This window comes from Clostridium algifaecis (genome assembly GCF_017874415.1).
Classification (GTDB): domain Bacteria; phylum Bacillota; class Clostridia; order Clostridiales; family Clostridiaceae; genus Clostridium_B; species Clostridium_B algifaecis.
Genome location: NZ_JAGGLM010000023.1, coordinates 1 through 24,393, shown reverse-complemented (window position 1 = coordinate 24,393; position 24,393 = coordinate 1). Strand labels below are relative to the sequence as shown.

General features: G+C 30.9%; 22 protein-coding genes and 6 tRNA genes. 6 read left to right on the top strand and 22 right to left on the bottom strand.

The annotated features are described in order from the left end of the window. Genes J2Z42_RS12465 through glgB form a run of 4 tightly spaced genes read right to left on the bottom strand, consistent with a single transcriptional unit; the run spans position 1 to position 7,692 of the window. Positions 1–1,782 carry an alpha-amylase family glycosyl hydrolase gene (locus tag J2Z42_RS12465; protein ID WP_209703102.1) on the bottom strand — a complete coding sequence of 594 codons (1,782 nt, stop codon included), beginning with the start codon at positions 1,780–1,782 and terminating at the stop codon, positions 1–3. 19 nt (positions 1,783–1,801) lie between these two features. Continuing rightward, a complete protein-coding gene (locus tag J2Z42_RS12460) occupies positions 1,802–4,240 on the bottom strand; it encodes a glycogen/starch/alpha-glucan phosphorylase (RefSeq protein ID WP_209703101.1) in 2,439 nt (812 codons plus the stop codon). 42 nt (positions 4,241–4,282) lie between these two features. Beyond that, positions 4,283–5,710: a glycogen synthase GlgA gene (glgA, locus tag J2Z42_RS12455; RefSeq protein WP_209703100.1), complete on the bottom strand. Its 1,428-nt coding sequence runs from the start codon at positions 5,708–5,710 to the stop codon at positions 4,283–4,285. Positions 5,711–5,769: 59 nt separating this feature from the next. Continuing rightward, the gene (gene glgB, locus J2Z42_RS12450; RefSeq protein WP_209703099.1) at positions 5,770–7,692 is read right to left on the bottom strand and encodes a 1,4-alpha-glucan branching protein GlgB; all 1,923 of its coding nucleotides are present in this window, start codon (positions 7,690–7,692) and stop codon (positions 5,770–5,772) included. Between the two features lie 259 nt (positions 7,693–7,951). Here glgB and J2Z42_RS12445 point away from each other — a divergent pair, with 259 nt between their 5' ends. The 4 genes from J2Z42_RS12445 (at position 7,952) to J2Z42_RS12430 (ending at position 10,748) form a co-directional block, all read left to right on the top strand. After that, positions 7,952–8,200 carry a TM1266 family iron-only hydrogenase system putative regulator gene (locus J2Z42_RS12445; RefSeq protein WP_209703098.1) on the top strand — a complete coding sequence of 83 codons (249 nt, stop codon included), beginning with the start codon at positions 7,952–7,954 and terminating at the stop codon, positions 8,198–8,200. 204 nt (positions 8,201–8,404) lie between these two features. Then, on the top strand, positions 8,405–8,896 hold the full coding sequence (locus tag J2Z42_RS12440) for a dUTP diphosphatase (RefSeq protein WP_209703097.1): 492 nt from the start codon (positions 8,405–8,407) through the stop codon (positions 8,894–8,896). Between the two features lie 147 nt (positions 8,897–9,043). Further along, positions 9,044–9,478 carry a DMT family transporter gene (locus J2Z42_RS12435; RefSeq protein WP_209703096.1) on the top strand — a complete coding sequence of 145 codons (435 nt, stop codon included), beginning with the start codon at positions 9,044–9,046 and terminating at the stop codon, positions 9,476–9,478. 73 nt (positions 9,479–9,551) lie between these two features. Further along, a complete protein-coding gene (locus J2Z42_RS12430; protein ID WP_209703095.1) occupies positions 9,552–10,748 on the top strand; it encodes a S8 family serine peptidase in 1,197 nt (398 codons plus the stop codon). Between the two features lie 51 nt (positions 10,749–10,799). Here the strand turns inward: J2Z42_RS12430 and J2Z42_RS12425 are convergent, their stop codons facing one another. From J2Z42_RS12425 to J2Z42_RS12370, 12 genes are read right to left on the bottom strand one after another with little or no spacing between them, the layout of a single operon-like run. After that, the gene (locus J2Z42_RS12425; RefSeq protein WP_209703094.1) at positions 10,800–11,651 is read right to left on the bottom strand and encodes an acetyl-CoA carboxylase carboxyltransferase subunit alpha; all 852 of its coding nucleotides are present in this window, start codon (positions 11,649–11,651) and stop codon (positions 10,800–10,802) included. Positions 11,652–11,683: 32 nt separating this feature from the next. Beyond that, positions 11,684–12,559, bottom strand: coding sequence for an acetyl-CoA carboxylase, carboxyltransferase subunit beta (accD, locus tag J2Z42_RS12420; RefSeq protein ID WP_209703093.1), 876 nt, complete (start codon positions 12,557–12,559; stop codon positions 11,684–11,686). Between the two features lie 58 nt (positions 12,560–12,617). Next, entirely contained in the window at positions 12,618–13,976 is a 1,359-nt protein-coding gene (locus tag J2Z42_RS12415; RefSeq protein ID WP_209703092.1) for an acetyl-CoA carboxylase biotin carboxylase subunit, read from the bottom strand. A 29-nt stretch (positions 13,977–14,005) separates the two neighbouring features. Continuing rightward, entirely contained in the window at positions 14,006–14,455 is a 450-nt protein-coding gene (fabZ, locus tag J2Z42_RS12410; protein WP_209703091.1) for a 3-hydroxyacyl-ACP dehydratase FabZ, read from the bottom strand. A 17-nt stretch (positions 14,456–14,472) separates the two neighbouring features. Further along, complete coding sequence (accB, locus tag J2Z42_RS12405) at positions 14,473–14,982, bottom strand: acetyl-CoA carboxylase biotin carboxyl carrier protein (protein WP_209703090.1); 510 nt, start codon at positions 14,980–14,982, stop codon at positions 14,473–14,475. 1 nt (position 14,983) lies between these two features. Beyond that, positions 14,984–16,222, bottom strand: coding sequence for a beta-ketoacyl-ACP synthase II (gene fabF, locus J2Z42_RS12400; protein ID WP_209703089.1), 1,239 nt, complete (start codon positions 16,220–16,222; stop codon positions 14,984–14,986). Positions 16,223–16,273: 51 nt separating this feature from the next. Beyond that, positions 16,274–17,020: a 3-oxoacyl-[acyl-carrier-protein] reductase gene (gene fabG, locus J2Z42_RS12395; protein WP_209703088.1), complete on the bottom strand. Its 747-nt coding sequence runs from the start codon at positions 17,018–17,020 to the stop codon at positions 16,274–16,276. A gap of 15 nt (positions 17,021–17,035) precedes the next feature. After that, on the bottom strand, positions 17,036–17,971 hold the full coding sequence (gene fabD, locus J2Z42_RS12390; RefSeq protein ID WP_209703087.1) for an ACP S-malonyltransferase: 936 nt from the start codon (positions 17,969–17,971) through the stop codon (positions 17,036–17,038). Positions 17,972–17,991: 20 nt separating this feature from the next. Continuing rightward, positions 17,992–18,930, bottom strand: a complete 939-nt coding sequence (gene fabK / locus J2Z42_RS12385) for an enoyl-[acyl-carrier-protein] reductase FabK (protein ID WP_209703086.1) — start codon at positions 18,928–18,930, stop codon at positions 17,992–17,994. A gap of 46 nt (positions 18,931–18,976) precedes the next feature. Next, entirely contained in the window at positions 18,977–19,951 is a 975-nt protein-coding gene (locus J2Z42_RS12380; protein ID WP_209703085.1) for a beta-ketoacyl-ACP synthase III, read from the bottom strand. A gap of 39 nt (positions 19,952–19,990) precedes the next feature. Beyond that, complete coding sequence (locus J2Z42_RS12375; protein WP_209703084.1) at positions 19,991–20,446, bottom strand: MarR family winged helix-turn-helix transcriptional regulator; 456 nt, start codon at positions 20,444–20,446, stop codon at positions 19,991–19,993. A gap of 57 nt (positions 20,447–20,503) precedes the next feature. After that, entirely contained in the window at positions 20,504–21,574 is a 1,071-nt protein-coding gene (locus tag J2Z42_RS12370) for an NAD(P)H-dependent flavin oxidoreductase (RefSeq protein ID WP_209703083.1), read from the bottom strand. Positions 21,575–21,782: 208 nt separating this feature from the next. Between J2Z42_RS12370 and J2Z42_RS12365 the strand changes: the two genes are divergently transcribed. Both J2Z42_RS12365 and J2Z42_RS12360 read left to right on the top strand, forming a co-directional pair. After that, positions 21,783–22,769: a DnaD domain-containing protein gene (locus J2Z42_RS12365; RefSeq protein WP_209703082.1), complete on the top strand. Its 987-nt coding sequence runs from the start codon at positions 21,783–21,785 to the stop codon at positions 22,767–22,769. After that, positions 22,762–23,745 carry an ATP-binding protein gene (locus J2Z42_RS12360; RefSeq protein ID WP_209703081.1) on the top strand — a complete coding sequence of 328 codons (984 nt, stop codon included), beginning with the start codon at positions 22,762–22,764 and terminating at the stop codon, positions 23,743–23,745. Before J2Z42_RS12365 ends, J2Z42_RS12360 begins: the two co-directional genes overlap by 8 nt. Before the next feature lie 71 nt (positions 23,746–23,816). On the opposite strand, the gene J2Z42_RS12355 is transcribed toward J2Z42_RS12360, so the two are convergent. The 6 genes from J2Z42_RS12355 to J2Z42_RS12330 all read right to left on the bottom strand — a co-directional run bounded on the left by J2Z42_RS12355 (position 23,817) and on the right by J2Z42_RS12330 (position 24,377). Continuing rightward, positions 23,817–23,892 (bottom strand) — tRNA-Thr (locus tag J2Z42_RS12355). 8 nt (positions 23,893–23,900) lie between these two features. Continuing rightward, positions 23,901–23,977, bottom strand: a tRNA-Asp gene (locus J2Z42_RS12350). A 6-nt stretch (positions 23,978–23,983) separates the two neighbouring features. After that, positions 23,984–24,059 (bottom strand) — tRNA-Val (locus J2Z42_RS12345). A 7-nt stretch (positions 24,060–24,066) separates the two neighbouring features. Continuing rightward, positions 24,067–24,141, bottom strand: a tRNA-Glu gene (locus J2Z42_RS12340). Between the two features lie 77 nt (positions 24,142–24,218). Continuing rightward, positions 24,219–24,295 (bottom strand) — tRNA-Asp (locus J2Z42_RS12335). A gap of 6 nt (positions 24,296–24,301) precedes the next feature. Further along, positions 24,302–24,377: transfer RNA gene (locus tag J2Z42_RS12330), tRNA-Val, on the bottom strand. Positions 24,378–24,393: the final 16 nt, after the last annotated feature.

Sequence of the window (24,393 nt, the reverse complement as noted above, 5' to 3'; positions counted from 1 at the left end):
TTATTCCAAGTTAATAATTTTTATTTCACAAGGTAATACATCTATATCCCTATCATTTATTTTTACATTAAATACCCTATTTTCATTTCTGTTTATTGCAATTAATATTTTTTCATTATTAAAGCTTCTATCATAGCATAATAAATCATTATCTACACTATAAAATTTTATATCACCCTTTTTTAATGCATCAGATCTACTTCTGACTTTAGTTATATATCTATAAAAATCTAATATAGAATTATTTTCATTTCCCCATGGATAAGTTTTCCTGTTTAAAGGATCATTACCTCCTAAAACACCTACCTCGTCTCCATAATATATGGTCGGTACACCCGGCATGGTCATTTGAATAGCTACTGCCATTTTCAAAAGTTGCAATGCTTTTTCTGTATTATTTCCAAGCACCGTCAATATTCTTTCTGTGTCGTGAGTTCCTATCACATTTAAATTCGAATAAAACATTTCTTTAGGATAATTTTCGTATAAGCTTAATATTATTCTCTCAAAAAATTTAGAATCTATATCTCCCTTTAAAAATCCTATTACAGCATTTCTAAATGGATAATTTGTTACAGAATCAAGTTCATGGCCAAAAACATATTTTCTTCTATTTGAATAACTTATTTTGTTGCTTGCATCTTCCCAAACTTCACCTATAAGTACTGAATCACTGTAAATGCTCTTTATTCTATCCCTTATTTTTTCTATAAACTTATCAGAAAGTTCATCCGCTACATCAAGTCTCCATCCATATACACCGGCTTCCATCCATTTTTTTAAAATAGAATTTTCGCCAGATACAATAAAATCTAAATATGTACTATCCATATCATTTATATTTGGCATGCTAGAAACTCCCCACCAGCTCTCATATTCATATGGATAGTTTCTGAACTTATACCAGTTATAATAAGGTGACTCCTTGGATTGATATGCTCCTACAGAATTATAATTATTATATTTATTAAAATATATGCTATCATCAGCAGTATGACTAAAAACACCATCCAGAATAATCTTTATATTAATTTTATTTGCTTCTTGACATAATTCCTTAAATGTATCTTCATCACCATACATTTCATCTATATTTCTATAATCTCCAGTATCATATTTATGATTACTAGCCGATTTAAATATAGGATTTAAATATATTGCAGTAACGCCCAAACTTTTTATATAGTCAAGTTTTTCAATTACACCTTTCAAATTGCCTCCAAAAAAATCCCATCTCGCTATCTTCCCGGAAGCATCTTTTATATACATTGGTTCATCATTCCAGTTTCCGTATATAAAGCTATTAGGTTTAGGATTCGTTATTCTTCCATCATCATTTCCATTTTTGAATCTATCCACAAATATCTGATATACTATACCTTCCTTAAACCATTCTGGCACATTAAATGGCTTATACACAGTTATCTGGTATGGGACCGGGGTTTCATAATAAACCTGGCCCTCTCCCCCCAAACCGTCAGAATTATTTCCATAATAGATATAATTTCCATTATCGGTTCTTATTCTAAAATAATAATTTATAAGACCTTCATAATTTTCATCTAAATCAATATAGCAATAATATAGATATTCTTCTTCGTTATGCTTTAGATTATCCATTTTAATACTTTTTTTACTATAATCAAAATAGCATAAATCCAAATTTACTTCTAAAAACTCGTTTAATAATATGGCAATATAAACTTTCTTTACTCTGCATATCGATCCAAATGGATTTCTATAATTAATGTCTCTAGAATCATGTTTTAATTTAAGGTCCATTTCATACCCCCTAATAAACTTATTGTAGATTTTCATACATACATTTAGATCCCCATATACCAGTTGCATATTCTTTTATAGTTCTATCACTTGAAAATATTCCCGAATGTGCTATATTTACAGCACACATTTCTTGCCATCTTGAAGTATTTCTATATAAATCATCTACTTTTTTTTGTGCCTCCAGATAAGAATAAAAATCTTTTATTACAAAGAATTCATCATTATAAGTTACTAAATTTTGATATATACTTTTAAATTTATTAGTATCCTTTGAATAAGTTCCATCAATCAGCGAATTAATAATTTTTTTTATTCTATCATCATTATTTATAAGTTTCTGCGAATTATAGCCTCCATTTTTATAGTAATTTAATACTTCTCTTTCCGTAAGACCAAATATTACTATATTGTCATCTCCAACTTCATCCCTTATCTCTACATTAGCTCCATCCAAAGTAGCTATAGTAACTGCTCCATTCATCATAAACTTCATATTGCTCGTACCTGATGCTTCTTTAGTCGTAGTGGATATTTGTTCGCTCAAATCAGCTGCTGGTATTATAGTCTCTGCAAGGGAAACTCTATAGTTTTCCATAAATACTACCTTAATTTTTTTATTCACTCTGTTATCATTATTTATTTTATTAGCAACAGTATTTATAAGTGTAATAATGTCCTTTGCCAAATAATATCCAGGTGCTGATTTTCCCGCGAATATAAATGTTCTTGGTACTATATCTAAATTTGGATTATCTAAAAGCCTATTATATAAATCCATTATTCTAATACAATTCAAAGTCTGCCTTTTATATGCGTGAAGCCTTTTAACCTGTACATCAAACATTGATTCTTCATCAACTCTTATACCTTGAACTTTATATATATAGTCAGCTAATTTTTTCTTATTTCTATTTTTTATTCTCTTAAGCTCTTCCTGAACTCCGCTGTCCTTCGCAAACTTTTGAAAATTTATCATATCTGTAGGATGAGTTATAAAACTATCTCCTATAGTCTTCTTCAAAAGTTCCGTAAGCTGTGGATTTGCAATCATAAGCCATCTTCTATGAGTTATTCCATTAGTCTTATTATTAAATTTATTTGGATAGCAGTAATAAAAATCTGACATTTCCTGTTTCTTTAATATTTCAGTATGCAATTTAGCCACACCATTTACACTGTGGCTTCCAACTATAGCCAGATTGGCCATTTTTACAAATCCCCCATTTATTATCTGCATTTTGTTTATTTTGTCCCATTGACCAGGATATTTGTTCCTTAATCCTTCACAAAATCTCCTATCTATTTCCTGAATTATCATAAAAATTCTTGGGAGAAGTTTTTTAAACATATCTACAGGCCATTTTTCAAGTGCTTCTGCTAATATAGTATGATTTGTATAAGACATAATATTGTTGGTCATTCTCCACGCATTATCCCATCCTATACCTTCCTCATCTACAAGTATCCTCATCAATTCCGGAACTGCAAGGGTTGGATGTGTATCATTCATATGAATTGCTATTTTTTCATCAAGCTCTTTTATATTTCCACCTGTACTCTTAAAATGATGTATAATACTTTGAATACCAGCTGATACAAAGAAATATTCCTGTTTCAATCTTAAAAGCTTTCCTTCATAAAAACTGTCATCAGGGTAAAGTACCTGCGATATGGCCTCTACAGAATCTTTATATTCCATAGCTTTTTTAAAATCTCCCCTATTAAAAGACGAAAAGTCGAACTCGTTTGAAAGTGGCTCGGCACTCCAGAGCCTTAACGTATTTACTACATTATTTTTATAACCAACTATAGGCATATCATAAGGTACCGCTTGAACTTTTTCATAGTTGACATGATGGAATTTTAGATTGCCATCTATATACTCTACTTTTACCTCACCACCAAACTTTACAATTCTAGCTTTATCTGATTTTTTTATTTCCCATAGATTTCCTCTTTTAAGCCAATCATCCGGCACTTCTACCTGCGAAAAGTTTATTATCTTTTGATTAAAAAAACCATGTTTATATCTTATACCACAACCATGTCCCGATATGCCTAATGATGCCATCGAATCCAAAAAGCAAGCTGCTAGTCTTCCCAGTCCACCATTTCCAAGTCCCTGATCTTCTTCAAGATATTCTAATTTTGTTAAATCTATTCCAAGCTCATTCAAGCCTTCTCTACATAAATCATTTATCCCCAAGTTCAATAAATTACTTCCAAGAAGCCTTCCAAGTAAAAATTCCATAGAAAAATAATAAACCTGTTTGCTTTTATTTTCTTTATATCTTTTATTAGTATCTATCCACATTTTAGCAACATAGTCTCTTATCAGACTAGCTAATGCTTCATATTTGTTATAATCTGTGCCTTCTTCTAAATCCTTACCGTGGATTTCTATAAATTTTTGTATATAATCACTCTTAAAAGTCTCTTTATCTATATTTAGCATAAAACTCCTCCTAATAAAATAGTATATGCCACAGACTTATCATTACAATATGCTCTCATATAAAGATTCATACAATTTTGCAGAATTATTCCAGCTATTATCTTTACTCATACCATGCTTTACTATGCTGCTCCAAATTTCTTTTTCACTGAAATAATCCAAAGCATCATTTATAACATGGAAAAAATCATCTGCATTAAAGTTTGTAAAGCTAAATCCTGTTCCTTCTCCTGTATACTTATTATAAGGTTCAACTGTATCTTTAAGGCCACCAGTTTCTCTAACTATAGGAACTGTTCCATATCTTAAAGCTATCATCTGTCCCAAGCCACATGGTTCAAATAAAGATGGCATTAAAAACATATCAGCTGCAGCATAAATTTTATGTGCCAGTACATCATCAAAATATATATTCGAAGATACTTTTTTTGGATACTTTGAGTGAAGGTACCTAAAATAATCTTCATACTGTTTGTATCCTGTTCCAAGTACCACTAATTGAATATGTTTTGAAACAAGTCTTTCCCCTATATTCTCTATAATATCCATACCTTTTTGAGGTGTGAATCTTGATATTATTGCAATCATAGGTATTTCTCTGTCAATTTCAAGATTAAGATCCTTTTGAAGCTTTAATTTATTTATCATTTTATTTCTTAAATTATTTTGATTATAATTTCTAAATATCATACTGTCTTTTTCCGGACTATAGGTATTATAATCTATACCATTTAGTATTCCCCAAACATCATTACTTCTACTTCTTAGAAGTCCGTCTAAATTTTCTCCGTACACGGGGGTTTGTATTTCCGATGCATAAGAACAACTCACTGTTGAAATTTTTTCACTATAATTTATTCCACCCTTCATAAAACTTACAGCTCCATTTAATTCAACGCTTCCATTGTAATATAATGACTTATCCAAATTAAAAAGTTCGCCCAAAATATCTCTATCAAAATTACCCTGGAATAGAAGATTGTGTATGCTAAATACAAATTTAATTCCACCATAAAATTGATCACTAGCATATTCAGTTTTATACAATACTGGAATCATTCCAGTATGCCAGTCATTACAATGTATAATATCCGGTTTATAGTTAATTTGATATAACATATTAAGTACTGCCCTATCAAAAAATCCAAATCTTTCTGCATCATCATAGTATCCATAAAGTTTGTTCCTTAAAAAATAATATTCATTATCTATAAGATAATATATTATTCCTTCATATTCATATTCAAATATACCGCAATACTTATTTCTCCAGCCTACAGGAACGTAAAAATATTTTATAAAATTTAACCTTCCAATTAGTTCAGGTTTAATATTCTTATACTTTGGTATTACTACTCTTACCTCTATATCTAATTTTTTTAGATACTTTGGTAATGTACCTACAACATCTGCAAGTCCACCAGTCTTTATAAATGGTTCTGCCTCAGATGCAACAAATAATACTTTCATGAATTTACCCCCCATGATTTTAATTTTTGAATTTTAAGTAACTTTTTATTACTTATACACTAATATATTTTTTTAGGTTTTAATATGACAGCCGCCATAGCAGGAATTTTTATAGTAAGGCAATATTTTTGATTATGATAATTTTTCTTTTTAGAACAAAGTGTTTCTTCCATAGTCTCTCCTGAACCACCGAACTTTTTTTCATCTGTATTAAATACTTCTTCATATTCTCCAAAATAAGGTACACCTATGTCGTACTCGTAGTAAACTTTTGGTGCGAAGTTGCAAACTATTATTAGAGTATCATTTTCTTCACTAGAATTTCTCATAAATATTATTATGCTCTGGTTAGAATTGTCTGCATCAATCCATTTAAATCCTTTTTCATCATAATCTAATTCCCATAAAGATTTTTCATTAATATAAAATTCATTTAAATTCTTGTAAAAGTTCAATATATCTTTATGCATAGGAAATTTATCTATAAGTTCCCACTCAAGCTGTGAAGAATTATTCCATTCAGAAAACTGTGCAAATTCAGTTCCCATAAATATAACTTTTTTACCAGGATGCGTATACATATAAGTAATAAATACTCTAAGCCCTGCAAACTTATTCCAATAATCTCCCCACATTTTATCAATCAAAGATTTTTTTCCGTGAACTACTTCATCATGAGATATAGGTAATATAAAATTTTCTGAGTAATTATACATCATTGAAAAAGTAATCAATTTATGATTATAAGTTTTTTCCTCAGGTGATAATGTAATATACTTCAATACATCATTCATCCATCCCATATTCCATTTGAAATTAAATCCAAGTCCTCCTAAATATGTAGGTTTCGTAACAAGAGGCCACTCAGTCGACTCCTCCGCTATCATGATTAAATTTGGAAATTCTTTAAACAATACTTCATTCAATTGCTTATAAAATTCCACAGCCCTTAAATTTTCATGTCCACCATTTTCATTAGGTGTCCATTCACCCGGTCCCCTATCATAATCAAGGTAAAGTGTATTTGCGACAGCATCCACTCTAAGTCCATCTATATGAAATTCTCTAAGCCAGTAAAGTGCATTTGATATTAAAAAACTCTTTACTTCTGGTTTACCCATATCAAAATTTCCGGCACCCCATCCTTTATTTTCCGATTGCTTTTCATCTTTATATTCATAAGTGGCCGTTCCATCAAATTTATATAATCCATGTTCATCCTTGCAAAAATGTCCTGGTACCCAATCCAATATAATTCCTATATTTGCTTTATGCAGTATATTTATAAAGTATTTAAAGTCCTGAATATTTCCATACCTGCTTGTAAGCGAATAGTATCCGGTAACTTGATATCCCCAGGAATCATCAAGCGGATGTTCCATTACAGGCATTATTTCAATATAGTTGTAATTCATAAACTTTAGATATTTTACTAGCTTCCTTGTTAGTTCCCTATAATTTAGAAAACCACCATCATCTCTTTTTCTCCATGAACCAAGATGAATCTCATATATATTTATAGGACTTTTATACACATTTTGCTTTTTTCTTTTAGCTATCCATTTGGTATCTCCCCATTTAAAGGTTTTTTCTCTTAATATTTTGGATGCATTGTCCGGTCTCTTTTCAGAAAATCTAGCATAAGGATCGCATTTTAAAACCGATTTTCCATTTTTATCTACAATCTCATATTTATATAATGTTTCCTTTTTAATCCCTATTACAAATTTACTCCAAATACCATTGCCGGATTTAGTAGATATCCTCTCCAAATTATAACTATCATCTGACTTCCAATCATTAAAGTCTCCTACTACTCTAACCCTTTTAGCATTAGGTGCCCAGACAGTAAATCTTACACCAAGTCTTCCTCTTTCTTTTGTAAAATGAGCACCCATAAAATCATAGCTCTTGTAATTTTTTCCTTTGTAAAAAAGACTTATATCTTTATCAGGCACTTTAACAATCACCCCACTTTTCATATAAATAATTCCATTGTATATATAATTCTACACTATTTTAATTTCACCTCCTAAAAATTATATTAAATATTACGGCTTTCTTTAAGCTATTTCACAGCTTATTCTCTATATTATATATATATATTAAATATAATTATGAAAATTAATTATTTAAAACAAATTTTATTTAGAAATTATTTCTAACTTATATTTGACACATAAAAATCTTATATTTATAATTTAGTTTATCTTATATTTCATATATTCTGGAGGTAATTTTATGGAAAACAGATTAGGTGTAGTTGGAATAGTTGTAAAGAATTTAGAAAATGCAAAGATAGTAAATAATATACTTCACTCATTTTCTCATATAATAGTAGGACGAATGGGGATTCCTTATAGAGAGAAAAATATATCTATAATATCTCTAATTGTAGATGGCACTTCAGATGAAATAAGTGCTATGACAGGAAAGTTGGGAAAGATTAGTGGAATAACAGTAAAAGTTGCAATAGCTAAGAAGGAATAAAATACAAATTTTTACTTTACCTTTGTGAAATTATATTAATATAAAAAAATATTAAAATATTTTTTATGGAACCGATTGCAAAATGTTTTAATATTTATCAATTTTCGCTAAAATATATATGTGGGAAATATATTATAATGAAATTTTTCGTTATAATAATAATTATTATTTAATTATAAGTATATAGAAAGGCGGCTCTATTATATGAATTTTACAAATTTATTTGAATTGCAAGAAATCTTGGATGAAAAAATTAAAAAAGAGCATGGTCTTGATGGTGAATCTCTTCTTTCACAAAAAACGCTCGCACTACAAGTTGAAATTGCCGAACTAGCTAATGAAACAAAATGTTTTAAATTCTGGAATAATAAAAATGTTTCTAATCACAAAATAATTTTAGAAGAACTTGTTAATTCTTTGTACTTTATACTTTCTTTAGGAATAGAAAAGAAATTTAATGACATAACCAACATTCAGTTCAAAAAAAATGATTGTACTATAACTTCACAATTTTTAAATTTATACGTAGACATAAATGATTTTTTGGTATGTTCTTCTAAAGATCACTATATAACTTTATTTGAAGATTTTTTTAGTCTTGGTTTTAGCCTTGGATATTCAATTGAACAAATTCAAGAAGCTTACAATAAAAGTTATATGGATACCAACTATATTAATCAACCGCAATATTCATAATTTAATTATATTATATGAACCATAAAATAAAGTGTGTATCATTCTGAAATCTACTTTTAGAATGATACACACTTTATTTATAATAATATTAAATTTAGGTTAAACTAACTTCAATTCATAAAACTAATTATTAAGTAGGTGATATTTATGTTATTAGGTATATTATCTTCAATAATATCTGGAATATCAATGAGTATTCAAGGAATATTCAATACAAGATTAAGTGAAAAGATTGGACTTTTGGAAACAAATGCTATAGTCCAAGGAACAGCATTTCTAATAACTTTAATCATGGCAATTGGACTTGGAAAAGGGAATATTCAAAATATAAAATTATGCAGAAAAATATATCTTCTAGGAGGATTACTTGGCGTAGTAATAACCTTTACTGTAATGTATAGTATAAGATTTCTAGGAGTTACTCACTCAATAGCTATAATTTTAGTATCTCAGATTATTATGGCACTTTTAATAGATTACTTTGGATTATTTGATTCTAAGAATATAAAATTCAATTTTCATGAAATAATTGGTATCTGTTTTTTAATTGCAGGTATAATTATATTAAAATGGAAAAGTTAATCCATTTTTTATTATTATCAAATTAACGCTCCCCTATATATAATATAATAAGATTAATTTTTAGGAGAATAATATGTTTTTAATAAAAAACAAATTAGACCCGAATCTAAAGTTAGCTTTAAATAAAAAATATTATAAAAATTACAGGGTAATAATACATTGTTCCTCTTTATTAAATCGTATCGAAAAAAAAATTGAAAATTACGGCTGTAAGTTAATACACTCTATTTACTCCATAAATTGCATATGTGCTGTGCTTAATGATATCTCAATCAGTAGATTGATAGAATTTCCTGAAGTAAATTATATAACTCTAGACATAAAAGCCGATTTATGTGGTAAAAACGTATATTCTTCAAATAGAATAAGTTTCTCATATAATTCTAAAATTACAGGCAAAAATATTTGTATAGGTTTGATAGATTCCGGTACTTATCCTCATACTGATTTAATTTCTGAAAAAAATAGAATAGCAAAATTCTTAGATTTGATAAATGAATATGATTATCCCTATGACGACAACGGTCATGGCACTTTTATGTCAGGTATAATATGTGGTAACGGTAAGCTTTCAAAAGGTATGTATTCTGGAATAGCTAAAGACAGCAGTATTTATTCTATAAAAGCATTTAACTCTGTCGGATATGGCTATGTTAGTGATATATTATATGCCATTCAATTATTAATAGATGATTCTGAAAAGATGAACTTAAAAATAATTTGTCTTCCTTTTGAATTAAATATAATAGATGCATTTATATTGTCCTTATTTCAAAAATTATTCAACATGGCAGTAAAAAATAATATATGTATAGTTATAGCTTCTGGTAATGCTGACAATACTGAACATAGCATACAGGGAATATCTACCTTAAATAATTGTATAACAGTAGGTGGAATTGATACAACTTCTAGGGATATAAAAATTTATAAATATTCTTCTTCGGGTCCATTTTGTAAAATTCAAAAACCAGATTTAGTTGCCGCCTGTGTAGATATCTGTTCTCTAAATTCAAATGTAAATTATATTCCTCAAAGAAATGGGAAAAAATTATACCCTTCAACTTTAAAAGAACCTTATACCTGCTACACTGGTACATCATGTGCTGCAGCATATATAAGTGGTATATGTGCTTTATTATATGAGAATAATCCAAATTTAAGTTCCAATGATATTACTTCTCTAATCAAAATATCCTGCAGCCTATTAAAACTTCCAAAATATTGTCAGGGTGCAGGGATGATAGAATTTAAAAAACTTATTCTATAAATATAAAATTTATTTTAAAATTACAATTTAGAAGCTATAAACTATTATCATTTATAGCTTCTCACTATATTTACCCATATGTCTGAATTTATTATATCTTGAATTTACAATTTCTTCTTTGGAGTGTTTCTTCAATATGCCTACGGTATCTATAAGTTCATTTTTTATAGTTTCTGCCATTTTGTCCACATCTTTATGTGCTCCACCTTGTGGCTCTTTTAAGACCTTATCTATTATCCCATACTTTTTTAAATCCTGGGCAGTACATTTCATGACTTCAGCTGCTTCCTCTGCACGTGAACCATCTTTCCAAAGTATACTTGCAAAGCCTTCTGGTGAAAGTATAGAATAAACAGAGTTTTCCAGCATCCATACTGAATTTGCAACAGCAAAAGCCAGGGCTCCGCCACTGCCTCCTTCACCTATAACTATTGATACTATAGGAACTTTCAAGTTAAACATCTCTATTAAATTGCTAGCTATTGCTTCTCCCTGACCTCTTTCTTCTGCTTCCATCCCACAAAACGCTCCAGGAGTATCTACAAAGCATATAATTGGTCTATCAAATTTTTCAGCTTGCTTCATAAGCCTCAAACTTTTTCTATATCCTTCTGGTTCTGGCATTCCAAAATTTCTCTTTATATTTTCTGATGTATTTCTTCCCTTTTGTTGTGCTACTATAGTAACAGGATCTCCATTTAAAATTCCAATTCCACCTACAATTGACTTGTCATCTCCAAAATACCTATCTCCATGAAGCTCTATAAAAGTATCACATATTCTATATATATAATCAATTGATGTAGGTCGTTCAATCATTCTAGCAATTTTTACCTTCTGCCATGCTGTTTTATTGTCCAATTTTTTATTTATCATCTTTTGAAGCTTTTCTATTTTCTCCATACAATTTACCTCCCTTCATTAAAAAATCACAACTATCTATTTCTATCATGTATAACTAATATTTTCTTAAGAGTACTCTTTAAATCATTTCTTGAAACTATGCTATCTATAAAACCATGCTCAAGTAAAAATTCTGCACTTTGAAATCCTTCGGGCAATTTTTGTCTTATAGTTTGTTCTATTACTCTTTTACCCGCAAAGCCTACAAGTGCATCTGGTTCTGCCAAAATTATGTCTCCAAGCATAGCAAAACTTGCTGTAACTCCACCTGTTGTAGGATCTGTAAGCACGGTTACATAAAGAAGTCCTTCATTTCTCAGTCTATTGAGTGCAGCACTTATTTTTGCCATTTGCATAAGAGAAAATATACCCTCCTGCATTCTAGCTCCACCAGAAGTTGTGAAAATAATTAATGGAAGCTTTAACTCTATAGCCTTTTCAACTGCTCTCGTTATTTTTTCTCCAACTACAGATCCCATACTTCCCATCATAAAATTGCTGTCCATAAAGCAAGCTACTGCCTTCATTTTGCCTATAGTACCCTTGCCCGTTATAACAGCTTCTTTAATTCCTGACTTTTCAATCATATTTTTTAATTTTTTTTCATATCCATCAAATCCTATAGGATTGGCAGATTCCATATTAACATCAAATTCTTCAAAGCTATCCGCATCCATTATTAATTTTATTCTTTCCTTAGCACTCATCCTAAAATGATGACCACAATACTGACATACTTTATTATTTCTATCTACGTCACTTTTATATAAAACTCTCTTACACTTACTGCATTTTACCCACATACCATTAGGTATATATGGCTTAACCTCCGAGTCTTCTGATGCATCTCTAAGAGACTTTTGACTTACAGTAATGTACTTTGTTCTTTTAAAGAATTTATTTAACAAGTTTTAATCAACTCCTTTCCAGTGAAACTAATCTATGTAAAAATTATTGTTCTATACTTTAATTTTTATAAGTTGAATCTTTTATAAATTTTTCTACATATTTGGTATCATAATTTCCATTTATAAATTCATCACTATTCAATAGATCAAATTGGAAATCTATATTTGTACTAACACCTTCTATAATAAATTCTCCCAGGGCTCTTCTCATTCTGTCTATAGCTTCCTGCCTGTCAACTCCATATACTATTAATTTAGCTATCATTGAATCATAATAAGGAGGTATAACATACCCAGAATAAACTGCACTATCTACCCTGACATTAAAACCTCCAGGCACATATAAATCAGTTATCTTTCCTGGACTTGGCATAAAATTTTTACTTACATCTTCTGCGTTTATTCTACATTCTATAGAATGTCCCTGTATTTTTATATCCTCTTGTGAAAATCCCAACTTTTCTCCTGCTGCAATTTTAATTTGTTCTTTTACTAAATCTATTCCAGTTACCATTTCTGTTATAGCATGCTCTACTTGAATTCTAGTATTCATTTCCATAAAATAATAACTTCCTTTAGCATCCAAAAGGAATTCTATGGTACCTGCATTGTTGTAATTTACAACCTTAGCTGCCATCACTGCTGTTTCACCCATTGATTTTCTAAGTTCTTCTGTCATAATTGGGCTAGGAGCTTCTTCCATTACCTTCTGATTTCTTCTCTGCATGGAACAGTCTCTTTCCCCAAGATATACTATATTTCCAAAATTATCACCAAGTATTTGAATTTCCACATGCTTTGGTTTTTCTATAAATTTCTCCATATATATAGTATCGTCTCCAAAAGCAGATTTTGCTTCTGTTTTTGCATTTTCATAATTTTTTACGATTTCTTCTTCTTTATATACAATTCTTATACCTCTCCCGCCGCCTCCAGCAGAAGCTTTTATCATAACTGGATATCCAATTTTTCTAGCTGTTTCTAAAAGCTCACTTTCATTTGAAATTGCACCCTTTGAACCAGGGACTACAGGGACTCCTGATTTTTCCATTATATCTCTGGCATTTGACTTATTTCCCATGTTTTCAATACATTCTGGTGTTGGACCTATAAATGTAATATTGCATTGTTTACATATGCTTGCAAATTTACTGTTTTCAGATAAAAAACCAAATCCAGGATGAATTGCCTGTGCTCCAGATAAAACTGTAGCACTTATTATATTCTGTACATTTAAATAGCTGTCTTTTGGTGAAGCAGGGCCTATACAAATTGCCTCATCTGCCATTTGAACATGTAGTGCATCTTTATCTGCTTCTGAATAAACAGCCACAGTTTGGATTCCCATTTCTCTACAAGCCCTTATTATTCTGACTGCTATCTCACCCCTATTTGCAATTAAAATTTTACTAAACACTTTTAAATTCAACTCCTAATATGGTACTTTTATTTTCCTATCATAAAAATCAATTCTGCTTCGGCAGCCTTTTTATCTTCAACATAAGCTACTGCTTTTGCTATTCCTGCTGAACCTTTTAATTTCATCATTTCAACTTCGAGCCTCAACGTATCTCCTGGTAATACTTTTTTTCTAAACTTTGCTTTATTTATTCCGCCAAAATATGCTATCTTACCTTTAAATTCATCCATGCTAAGTATTGCTACTGCCCCAGCCTGAGCTAATGACTCTATAATAAGAACTCCCGGCATTACAGGTTCCTCGGGAAAATGTCCTTGAAAAAAATACTCATTTTGAGTTACATTCTTATAAGCTACAACTTTTTTGCCAGGTTCCATATAAACAACTTTATCTATTAATAAAAAAGGATACCTATGAGGGATAATCTCTTTGATTTCTTTTATACCTAAGTTTACATTAAAATTCGTTTGTTCCATAAATTTCCTCCAATTAATTACTCATTAGTTTTAACTTTAAACAAACACTGTCCATATTCTACCATATCCTCATTATGTGGAAGTATTTCTACCACTTCACCATCCACATCACTTTGTATCTCATTCATAATTTTCATAGCTTCTATTATACAGAGAGTATCTCCTTTTTTTACACTATCGCCTACTTTTACATAGTCAGGCTTATCTGGTGAGGATTTACTATAAAATGTACCAACTATAGGTGATACTATTTCTTTTATGTTTTTATCTTCTTCAACCTCTTTTTTTGTTTCTACTTTATCTATATCTACTACTGATTTATCTTCTTTATCATCTACATTTACTTCATTTAAAGTATTATTTTGTTTTATATCTTCCTGTGGATCTGAGCTGTTTGAAGTTTTAATTACTCCAGATTCACCTTTCTTTTTCATTATTATAGAAATTCCTTTCCAGTTTACTTCTAAATATCCAAGGCTGGAATTATCCATACATTGAATCATTTCTTCAATTGCTTTAAAATCCATATTATTCACTCCACTTTTTTAATAAAATAACGGCATTATGCCCACCAAATCCAAGTGAATTTGACATTACATATTCAAGATTTGCTTTTCTACCTTTATTAGGAACATAATCAAGATCACATTCTTCATCTTTTTCTCTATATCCTATAGTAGGCGGTATAAATCCATCCTGAATTGATTTATTACATATTACAGCTTCAATAGCTCCTGCTGCTCCAAGTAAGTGTCCTGTCATTGACTTAGTTGAACTTACTGGTATATTATTTGCATCATCTCCAAAAACTCTTTTGATAGCTATAGTCTCTCCTTTGTCATTTGAGACAGTACTTGTTCCATGTGCATTTATATAAGATACTTCTTTGCCGTCTATTCCAGCTTCTTTAACAGCTAATTCCATAGCTGCTGCTGCCCCTTTGCCTTCAGGATCTACAGAAGTTATATGATATGCATCACAAGTTGATCCATATCCAACAATTTCAGAATATATTTTCGCATTTCTCTTTTTAGCATGTTCCAAAGATTCAAGTATAACTATTCCTGCTCCTTCACCCATAACAAATCCATTTCTTTCTTTATCAAATGGAATTGAAGCTCTCTTTGGATCTTCACTCTTGCTAAGTGCAGTTAAAGATATAAATCCTGCAATAGAAAGAGGTGTTATAGATGCTTCTGTACCTCCTGCAATTATAACATCTGCAGTACCATTTTGAATCATCCTATATGCTTCACCTATACAATTTGTTCCTGTAGCACAAGCAGTAACTACTGTAGTGCATACACCTCTTGCCTCATATTTTATAGCTATATTACCTGCTGCCATATTTCCTATAATCATAGGTATGAAAAGAGGATGTATCCTATTAGGACCTTTTTCCATAAGAGTTCCATGTTCTTTTTCTATAGTACCTATTCCACCAATTCCAGAACCAACAACAACACCAAATCTACTTTTATCAATACTGTCCAAGTCAAGTCCTGAATCTTTAATTGCCTCATCTGCGGATGTCATGGCAAATTGTGAAAATCTATCCAATCTTCTTGCTTCTCTTCTGCCAAGTGCTTCAGTAGGATCAAAATCTTTAACTTCAGCAGCTAGTTTGGCTTTAAAATCTGTTGTATCAAAGTTTTTAATAAAATCTATTCCACAAACTCCATTTTTTATATTGTTCCAAAAATCATCTACGTTATTTCCTACTGGTGTAATTGCTCCAAGTCCTGTGATTACAACTCTTGTTTTCATATATTTCACCAACCTTTAATCAATCTTGCATAAATTTCAATACCTTTTATTCTACATTACCATTCCGCCATCTATATTTATTACCTGTCCTGTAATATAATCTGAATCCTTAGAAGCTAGGAATGCAACTACACTTGCTACATCATCTACAGTGCCAAATCTTTTTAAAGGTATACTATTTAAAGTATTTTCTTTCAATTTATCAGATAATGCTTCTGTCATACTTGTTTTTATGAATCCTGGTGCAACTGCATTAACATTTATACCTCTTGAACCAAGTTCTCTTGCAACAGACTTAGTTACTCCTATTATACCAGCTTTTGCCGCAGAATAATTAACTTGACCTGAATTTCCTGTTATCCCAACTACAGAAGATATATTTATAATTTTACCACTTCTTTTTTTTACCATGATGGGACTAACATGTCTTATACAGTTAAACGCTCCCTTTAAATTAACCTCTATAACTTTATCAAAATCTTCTTCTTTCATTCTCAGTATTAATCCATCTCTAGTTATTCCTGCATTATTTACAAGTATATCTACTGTTCCAAAAGTTTCTACTGCTTTTTTCATAATATTTTTTGCATCTTCAAATACACTTACATCTCCACGAACAGTAATAACTTTACTTCCAAAGCTCTCAATTTCACTTACGAGTTCACTTAAAGAATCTGAATTAGTTCTATAATTTATTACTATGTCTGCACCTTCTTTTGCAAGCCTAAGTGCAATGGCTCTTCCTATACCTTTGGCCGCTCCGGTAACTACAGCTACTTTTCCTTTTATCCCTTCCATATAACATTCTCCTATCTAACTATTTAATTTATCTACAGTTATTTTCAAAGACTCCATATCCTGAACATTTAATACAGTAAGTTTTCTATTTATCTTTCTTACAAATCCACTTAATACTTTTCCTGGTCCTATTTCTACAAAAGTATCAACACCCATATCTATCATGTTTCTTATAGTTTTTTCAAAATATACTGTACTCATAACCTGTTTTTTTAGATAAGGCTTAACATCATTTACATCTTTCACTATTTCACCTGTAACATTTGTAATAACAGGAATTTTAAAATCATAAACATCTATATTTTTAAGTTCTACCTCTAATTTTTTTGCTGCAGGTATCATCTTAGATGAATGAAAGGGACCACTTACAGAAAGCTCTATAGCTTTTCTTGCTCCTCTTTCTTTAGTCATATTTGCGGCTTCTTTAACTGCATCCTTATCTCCTGAAATTACAATTTGTCCAGGGCAGTTTAAATTAGCTATTTCTACAACTCCATCATTCGAACATTCACTACATATATTTTTAATTACTTCACCATCTAGACCAATAATAGCAGCCATTGCTCCCATGCCTTGAGGTACTGCCTCCTGCATATATTTTCCTCTTTTTTTTACTAAAGTAACTGCATCCTTAAATTTAAAAACTCCACTTAAAACAAGTGCAGAATATTCTCCAAGGCTTAAACCTGCTGTAATATCTGGTCTTATATTAAAACTTTCTAATGCCTTAAGTGCAGCTATACTTGTAGTTAAAATTGCTGGTTGTGTGTTTTCAGTTTCATCTAATTTTTCTTTAGGTCCTTCAAAACACATATCACTCATAGAAAATCCTAGGACTTCATCTGCAGTTTCAAATATTTTTCTAGAAGATTCTACATTATCAAAGAACTCTTTTCCCATTCCAACATACTGAGCTCCCTGTCCTGAAAATAAAAAAGCTATTTTTCCCATGTTCATCCTCCCAATTGATTTTAAATCATATTTTCCAATCTTTTTAAGCTCTGGTTAACTCCACTAAAAATCTCTTCTATAATCTCACTGGCAGTTTGTTCTTTATTTACAAGTCCAGCTATCTGCCCTGCCATAACTGATCCATTATCTACATCTCCATCACGGACGGCCTTTGAAAGTGCTCCTACTCCAAGTCTTTCATATTCACTAAGTGGAGCATTATTCTTCTCAAGGAGCTGAAATTTCCTTGAAAGTTTATTTCTCAAAACTCTTACTGGGTGTCCTGTAGGCCTGCCGGTAATCTGGCTATCTATATCTTTTGCACTTAATACTCTATTTTTATAATTTTGACTTACAGTACATTCTTTTGCTACAAGGAATCTCGTTCCTAACTGAACTCCACTAGCGCCAAGCATAAAAGCTGCTGCTGCTCCTCTTCCATCTCCTATTCCTCCTGCTGCAATAACCGGAATATTCACAGCATCTACTACCTGTGGAACAAGTGCCATAGTAGTTAATTCTCCGATATGACCACCTGATTCACATCCTTCTGCAATAACTGCATCTACTCCTGACCTTTCCATTCTTCTGGCGAGAGCTACAGATGCAACCACCGGCATCACTTTTATATCATGTTCTTTCCACATATTTATATATTTTCCCGGATTTCCTGCACCTGTTGTAACTACCTTTACTCCTTCTTCACAAGCCATTTTAGCTACTTCCTCAGCAGTTTCCGACAGAAGCATTATATTCACTCCAAAAGGCTTATTTGTAAGTTTTTTTGCTTTTCTTATTTCTGCTCTAACCCAATCAAGTGGTGCATTTCCAGTAATTATTCCAAGTCCACCCGCATTTGATACTGCAGCTGCGAGGGAACTATCCGCTATCCATGCCATACCACCCTGTATAATAGGGTATTTTATATTTACCATTTTGCAAAATTCAGAATTAATCATTCTTTGCCTCCTTTATAGAACACTATTCATTACTTTTTATTTATTTCTAAACCTCAATTAATGCTCCACCATATGTAAGTCCACCGCCAAAACCTACAAGTAAAACTTTATCTCCCCTTTTAAATATGTCATTTCTTACTGCCTCATCAAGTGCTATACCTATACTAGCTGCTGACGTATTTCCGTATTTATCTAAATTAACATAAAATTTATCCAAATTTATATTTAACCTCTTAGATGCAGCTTCTATTATCCTAAAGTTTGCCTGGTGTGGTATTATGCCTTTTATATCATCAGCAGAATACCCTGAATCCTTGAGTAATTTTTTTATTGATTTTTCCATAATTTTTACTGCAAATCTGAATATCTCTTTTCCATCCATTTTAACTACAGCTTTAGCTTTTTCTGCTTTTCTCTTTACATAAGGATTATTTACAGGAATAGCACTGCATTCAAGTGCATCACCAAGCCTACCATCTGATCCAGTATAAGTTGCAAATATACCCTCTGTTTCAGATTTTTTTAGCACTGCTGCTGCTGCTCCATCTCCAAATAAAATACAGGTACTTCTATCCTTCCAATCAAGTATTTTGGAAAGAATTTCTGCACCTATAATTAAAATGGTATCCGCCCTTCCTGATCTTATAAATTGAGTTCCTATATCCAGGGCATAAATAAATCCAGAACATGCTGCCGATATATCAAAGCATGTTGCATTTAAAGCTTTTATATTATCTTGAATCATACATGCTGTAGATGGCAAAAAATTGTCAGGTGTAGATGTAGCTACAATAATAAAGTCAATTTCATCTACAGATATATTTGCAGCCTTTATTGCACGAATAGCAGCTTTTGTTGCTATCTCAGATGTATTTTCTCCTTCTGAAATTCTTCTTTCTCTTATACCTGTTCTAGTTCTTATCCATTCATCATCAGTATCTACTATTTTTGCTAAATCATCATTTTTTACTATGTTTTCCGGTAAATAACTTCCTGTACCAATAATTTTTACTTTATTCATATCTTCTCCCCTATTTAAATATGACTTTAATAAAAACTCCTATTTAACTTTAATATTATATTTTGACTTAAAAAAATCATTCAATTTTTCAAGCGAGCTTATTAAAATTGTTTCCTCATCTTTATCTAATCCTTTTACACTTTCATTAACCATATCAAAATGAAATTTTTTATGAATTCTATAAACAAGCTTACCTTTTTTAGTAAGCTCTATGTATACAATTCTTCTATCTATATCACTTCTTTTTCTTATCACATATTGCTTTTTTACTAAACGATTTATTGCAGTAGTTAAAGTACCAAAAGTTATATCCAGCCCAAATGCTATTTCCTTCATCATTCTAGGCTTATATATTCCTATAGCTTCTATAGTATGTATTTCAGAAATAGTTAAATCTTTAAAAGGTGTATATTTAAAGTATTTCTGTTCCATTTCTAATATATCATTAAAAATATCTACCAGTAATTTATTTATAACATTTATACCCCTACTCACCAAATCACCTTTCTAATCACAAACTTTAAATATTGGTGATATAAAATCAATTTCAAATTAGTTTTCACTTTCTGCTTCTGTTACCAATTCATTTATAAGATCTTTTACTTTTACTATTTTATCTACTCTATACGCATTACTTCCAACAAAAATAAGAGCTTCATCCAAATTGCCCTCAACTGCATTAATTAAAGCCCTAGATATACAATAAGGAGTATCTTTAGGATCACATTTTTTTAAACAATTGTAACATTTAGTTGGAGCAATTCTATGTTTCTCTGCTGTCTTTATAAATTTGTTGTTTATTGCCCTGCCAGGAAGCCCTACGGGACTTTTTATTAGTTTTATGTCTTCTTTTTTTGAATTTACATAAGCATTTTTATAATTTATACTTGCATCACATTCTTCTGTAGCCACAAAACGGGTACCCATCTGAACTCCCGATGCCCCCATTTTTAGAAATTTCACAATATCTGATCCTGTATAAATGCCTCCAGCAGCTACTACCGGAATCTTTCTTTTATACTTTTCTTCAAAAGTTTTTACAACCTTAATAACTTCAGGTACTATATTTTCAAGCTGTTCATTGCCAGATTGAAGCTGTTCAAGATGAAATCCTAAATGTCCACCTGCTTTTGGTCCCTCAACAACCACTAGATCCGGGATTCTAGAATGCTTCTTTTCCCACTGTCTAATAATGATTGATGCCGCCTTGGCGGATGATACTATAGGTGCTATCTTTATATTACTTCCTTCTACAAGCTTTGGTAAAGTAAGAGGAAGCCCTGCGCCTGATATTATTAAATCTGCTTTTTCTTCTATACATGTTTTAACCATTTTATCGTAATCACTGACAGCTACCATAATGTTTACCCCAATTATGCCTTTAGGGCTAAGCTGTCTTGCTTTTCTCAATTCTTTTTTTAATGCTCTAATATTTGCCGCTTCAGTATCTGTTTCAAAATCTGGTTCCCTATATCCTATTTGAACTCCAGATATTATTCCAATACCGCCCTCATTTGCTACTGCCTGAGAAAGTCTATGTCCTGAAATGCCTACACCCATTCCACCTTGTATAATGGGTACCTTGGCCTTTAAATCTCCTATGATAAGTGGAGGTAATCTCATTTGATCGTCTCCTTCAGATAATTTTTGATTATCAAATAATTTGATAATCAAAGTAAGTATATATTAAAAATTTTTAACTGTCAATTAGTTCGAATTTTGTCCAAATATACACTTTTAGCCTCATTGTTATAGTTTATATATTTTGATATAATTAATTATTAAGGTAAATTTTCAAAATATAGAGCTAATAAAAGGCAGGTATTAATTCATGAGTACTTTTGTATTTAAGGATAAAAGTTCAAACTATACTCCTGTTAATAATATTTTTATAGATAAATTTATGCCAAAAGCCCGTGGAGAATACGTAAAAGTATATCTTCTGGGACTAAAGTATTGTACATCTGGTGAACTGGGAGTTAGCTCAGATGTTATGGCAAGTGCTCTTCATCTTTTAGAAACAGATGTAATAAATGCATGGAATTATTGGGACAGTGAAAATGTAATTAAAATATTACCTGTAGATAAGATGGGAAACTACAGCATAGAATTTCTTGATTTATCTCAGGCAGAGGAAACTAATAAGGGAGATATAGATATTATTGAAGAATTGAACAAAACTCCTACTAAGGATATGCTTCAAGATATAGAAAAACTTTTCGGAAGATCTCTATCATCAAAAGAAATTACACTATATATAAGCTGGTTAAGTGATTTCAATTTTTCTCCAGAAATCATATTACTGTTAATACAATATTGTGTACTGAGAGGCAAAACTGACAGCAGATACATTGAAAAAACTGCAATATCATGGTTTGATGCTAAAATAAAAAATATAAATGATGCACAGACTTTTATTAAAAAACATGAGGACAAATGGGTAAGTATAAGAAAAATACTTAATTATCTTGGAATAAAAAATGCTGAAATAATGAAACCGCAGGAAGAGCTTTTGACTAAATGGCTGAATGACTATAATTTTTCTGTAGAAGTAATATGCAAAGCTTGTGACATATGTTTTCAAAGAATAAATAAAGCTGATTTTAAATATATAGATGGTATTCTTACAAGCTGGAAAAATGATAAAATAAAAACATTAAGTGATATAGAAAAAAAGGATAAGAAGAAGGTCAAACATATACATTCTCAAAATAAAAGCAATACAAATTCAAACAGTACTTTTAACAACTTCAAGCAAAGAAATTATGACTTTAAAGACCTTGAGAAGAAACTATTAGGATGGGATAATAATGATTAAAGGCTATCACTCTACTGTTATGAAAATATATGAAAATATAAGAAACGAAGAAAAAAAATTATTACAGAAGAGAAAAGAAGAAATAGAAAAAAATTTGCCGGAAGTCTTGAATATAGAGAAGAAAATAGGATTATATTCTATAAAGTTGTCTATAAAACTTTTAAATAATATAGATAATAAAGAAGTTTATTTAAATAAAATGAAAGAAAAAATTACAGAGTTAAGGATACAAAAATCAGAACTTCTTGTCAAAAACAACTATCCTATGGATTATTTAGATATGCATTACAGATGTTCAATATGCAAGGACACAGGTTTTATAGGAACTAAAAAATGCAGCTGTTATAAACAAAAATTAGTGAAATTGTATTATAAAGACTCTGACCTTATAAACATATTAAATGAAAATAATTTTGAAAATTATAATCCCCAATTATTTTCTCCTAAAAAAAATGATGGTGGACATATAAGTCCAAGAAAGAATATACAAAATATTGCTTCTTTATCCTGGAAATTTATTGAAGAATTTTCTCATTCCAAAGAAAACTTACTCTTTTATGGTACTGCCGGAACGGGAAAAACATTTTTATCAAATTGTATAGCAAAAGAATTATTAGATAAAGGATATTTAGTAATCTATAGAACAGCGGAAACTTTAATTCAAAATCTAAGAACTATAAGATTTGATAATAATACTGAACTTAAAGACATTATTTTAAATTGCGATCTTCTTATAATAGATGATTTAGGTTCCGAGCAAATAACAGACTTTTCTAAAACAGAATTATTTAATATATTAAATAGAAAACTTTTAAAGCAAAAGAAAATGCTTATATCTACAAATTGTGATCTTGAAGAAATTCTTAAATTATATTCTGAAAGAATTTCTTCAAGGTTGCTTGGAGATTTTACTTTATGTAAATTTTTTGGAGAAGATATAAGAATACAGCAAAACATAAACAGCAAGAAATTTTAATTTCCTGCTGTTTATTATAAAATATAATATTTTTGCATATAAAAAAACTTGCAATAAAATTGCAAGTTTTTTGGTGCTGGTAGTAGGAATCGAACCCACGACCTACTGATTACAAGTCAGTTGCTCTACCTGCTGAGCTATGCCAGCATAAATAATGGCGACTTAGATGGGGATCGAACCCACGACCTCCGGCGTGACAGGCCGGCACTCTAACCAGCTGAGCTACTAAGCCATCATGTGGTGGGCACAACAGGGCTCGAACCTGTGACCCTCTGCTTGTAAGGCAGATGCTCTCCCAGCTGAGCTATGCGCCCACATCAATGGTGACCCCTACGGGATTTGAACCCATGATACCACCGTGAAAGGGTGGTGTCTTAACCGCTTGACCAAGGGGCCATGTTTTAAACAAATATAATATAAATTTTAACTCATTACTTAATGAAAATCGAAGATTTTACATTAAATAAAAATAATGGCGACTTAGATGGGGATCGAACCCACGACCTCCGGCGTGACAGGCCGGCACTCTAACCAGCTGAGCTACTAAGCCATTATGTGGTGGGCACAACAGGGCTCGAACCTGTGACCCTCTGCTTGTAAGGCAGATGCTCTCCCAGCTGAGCTATGCGCCCACATCAATGGTGACCC

Excerpts from the sequence above, each read along its gene's own strand:
- J2Z42_RS12465 (WP_209703102.1), bottom strand. The coding sequence starts at position 1,782 with ATGGACCTTAAATTAAAACATGATTCTAGAGACATTAATTATAGAAAT.
- J2Z42_RS12440 (WP_209703097.1), top strand. The coding sequence starts at position 8,405 with ATGAATTTTACAAATTTATTTGAATTGCAAGAAATCTTGGATGAAAAA.
- fabG (WP_209703088.1), bottom strand. The coding sequence starts at position 17,020 with ATGGAAGGGATAAAAGGAAAAGTAGCTGTAGTTACCGGAGCGGCCAAA.
- accB (WP_209703090.1), bottom strand. The coding sequence starts at position 14,982 with ATGGATTTTAAAGCAATTGAAGAAATGATTCAATGTATGGATAATTCC.
- J2Z42_RS12360 (WP_209703081.1), top strand. The coding sequence starts at position 22,762 with ATGATTAAAGGCTATCACTCTACTGTTATGAAAATATATGAAAATATA.
- J2Z42_RS12380 (WP_209703085.1), bottom strand. The coding sequence starts at position 19,951 with ATGAATAAAGTAAAAATTATTGGTACAGGAAGTTATTTACCGGAAAAC.
- J2Z42_RS12425 (WP_209703094.1), bottom strand. The coding sequence starts at position 11,651 with ATGGAGAAAATAGAAAAGCTTCAAAAGATGATAAATAAAAAATTGGAC.
- J2Z42_RS12445 (WP_209703098.1), top strand. The coding sequence starts at position 7,952 with ATGGAAAACAGATTAGGTGTAGTTGGAATAGTTGTAAAGAATTTAGAA.
- fabF (WP_209703089.1), bottom strand. The coding sequence starts at position 16,222 with ATGAAAACAAGAGTTGTAATCACAGGACTTGGAGCAATTACACCAGTA.
- J2Z42_RS12370 (WP_209703083.1), bottom strand. The coding sequence starts at position 21,574 with ATGAGATTACCTCCACTTATCATAGGAGATTTAAAGGCCAAGGTACCC.
- glgB (WP_209703099.1), bottom strand. The coding sequence starts at position 7,692 with ATGAAAAGTGGGGTGATTGTTAAAGTGCCTGATAAAGATATAAGTCTT.
- J2Z42_RS12460 (WP_209703101.1), bottom strand. The coding sequence starts at position 4,240 with ATGCTAAATATAGATAAAGAGACTTTTAAGAGTGATTATATACAAAAA.
- J2Z42_RS12430 (WP_209703095.1), top strand. The coding sequence starts at position 9,552 with ATGTTTTTAATAAAAAACAAATTAGACCCGAATCTAAAGTTAGCTTTA.
- fabK (WP_209703086.1), bottom strand. The coding sequence starts at position 18,930 with ATGATTAATTCTGAATTTTGCAAAATGGTAAATATAAAATACCCTATT.
- fabD (WP_209703087.1), bottom strand. The coding sequence starts at position 17,971 with ATGGGAAAAATAGCTTTTTTATTTTCAGGACAGGGAGCTCAGTATGTT.
- J2Z42_RS12435 (WP_209703096.1), top strand. The coding sequence starts at position 9,044 with ATGTTATTAGGTATATTATCTTCAATAATATCTGGAATATCAATGAGT.
- glgA (WP_209703100.1), bottom strand. The coding sequence starts at position 5,710 with ATGAAAGTATTATTTGTTGCATCTGAGGCAGAACCATTTATAAAGACT.
- J2Z42_RS12365 (WP_209703082.1), top strand. The coding sequence starts at position 21,783 with ATGAGTACTTTTGTATTTAAGGATAAAAGTTCAAACTATACTCCTGTT.
- fabZ (WP_209703091.1), bottom strand. The coding sequence starts at position 14,455 with ATGGAACAAACGAATTTTAATGTAAACTTAGGTATAAAAGAAATCAAA.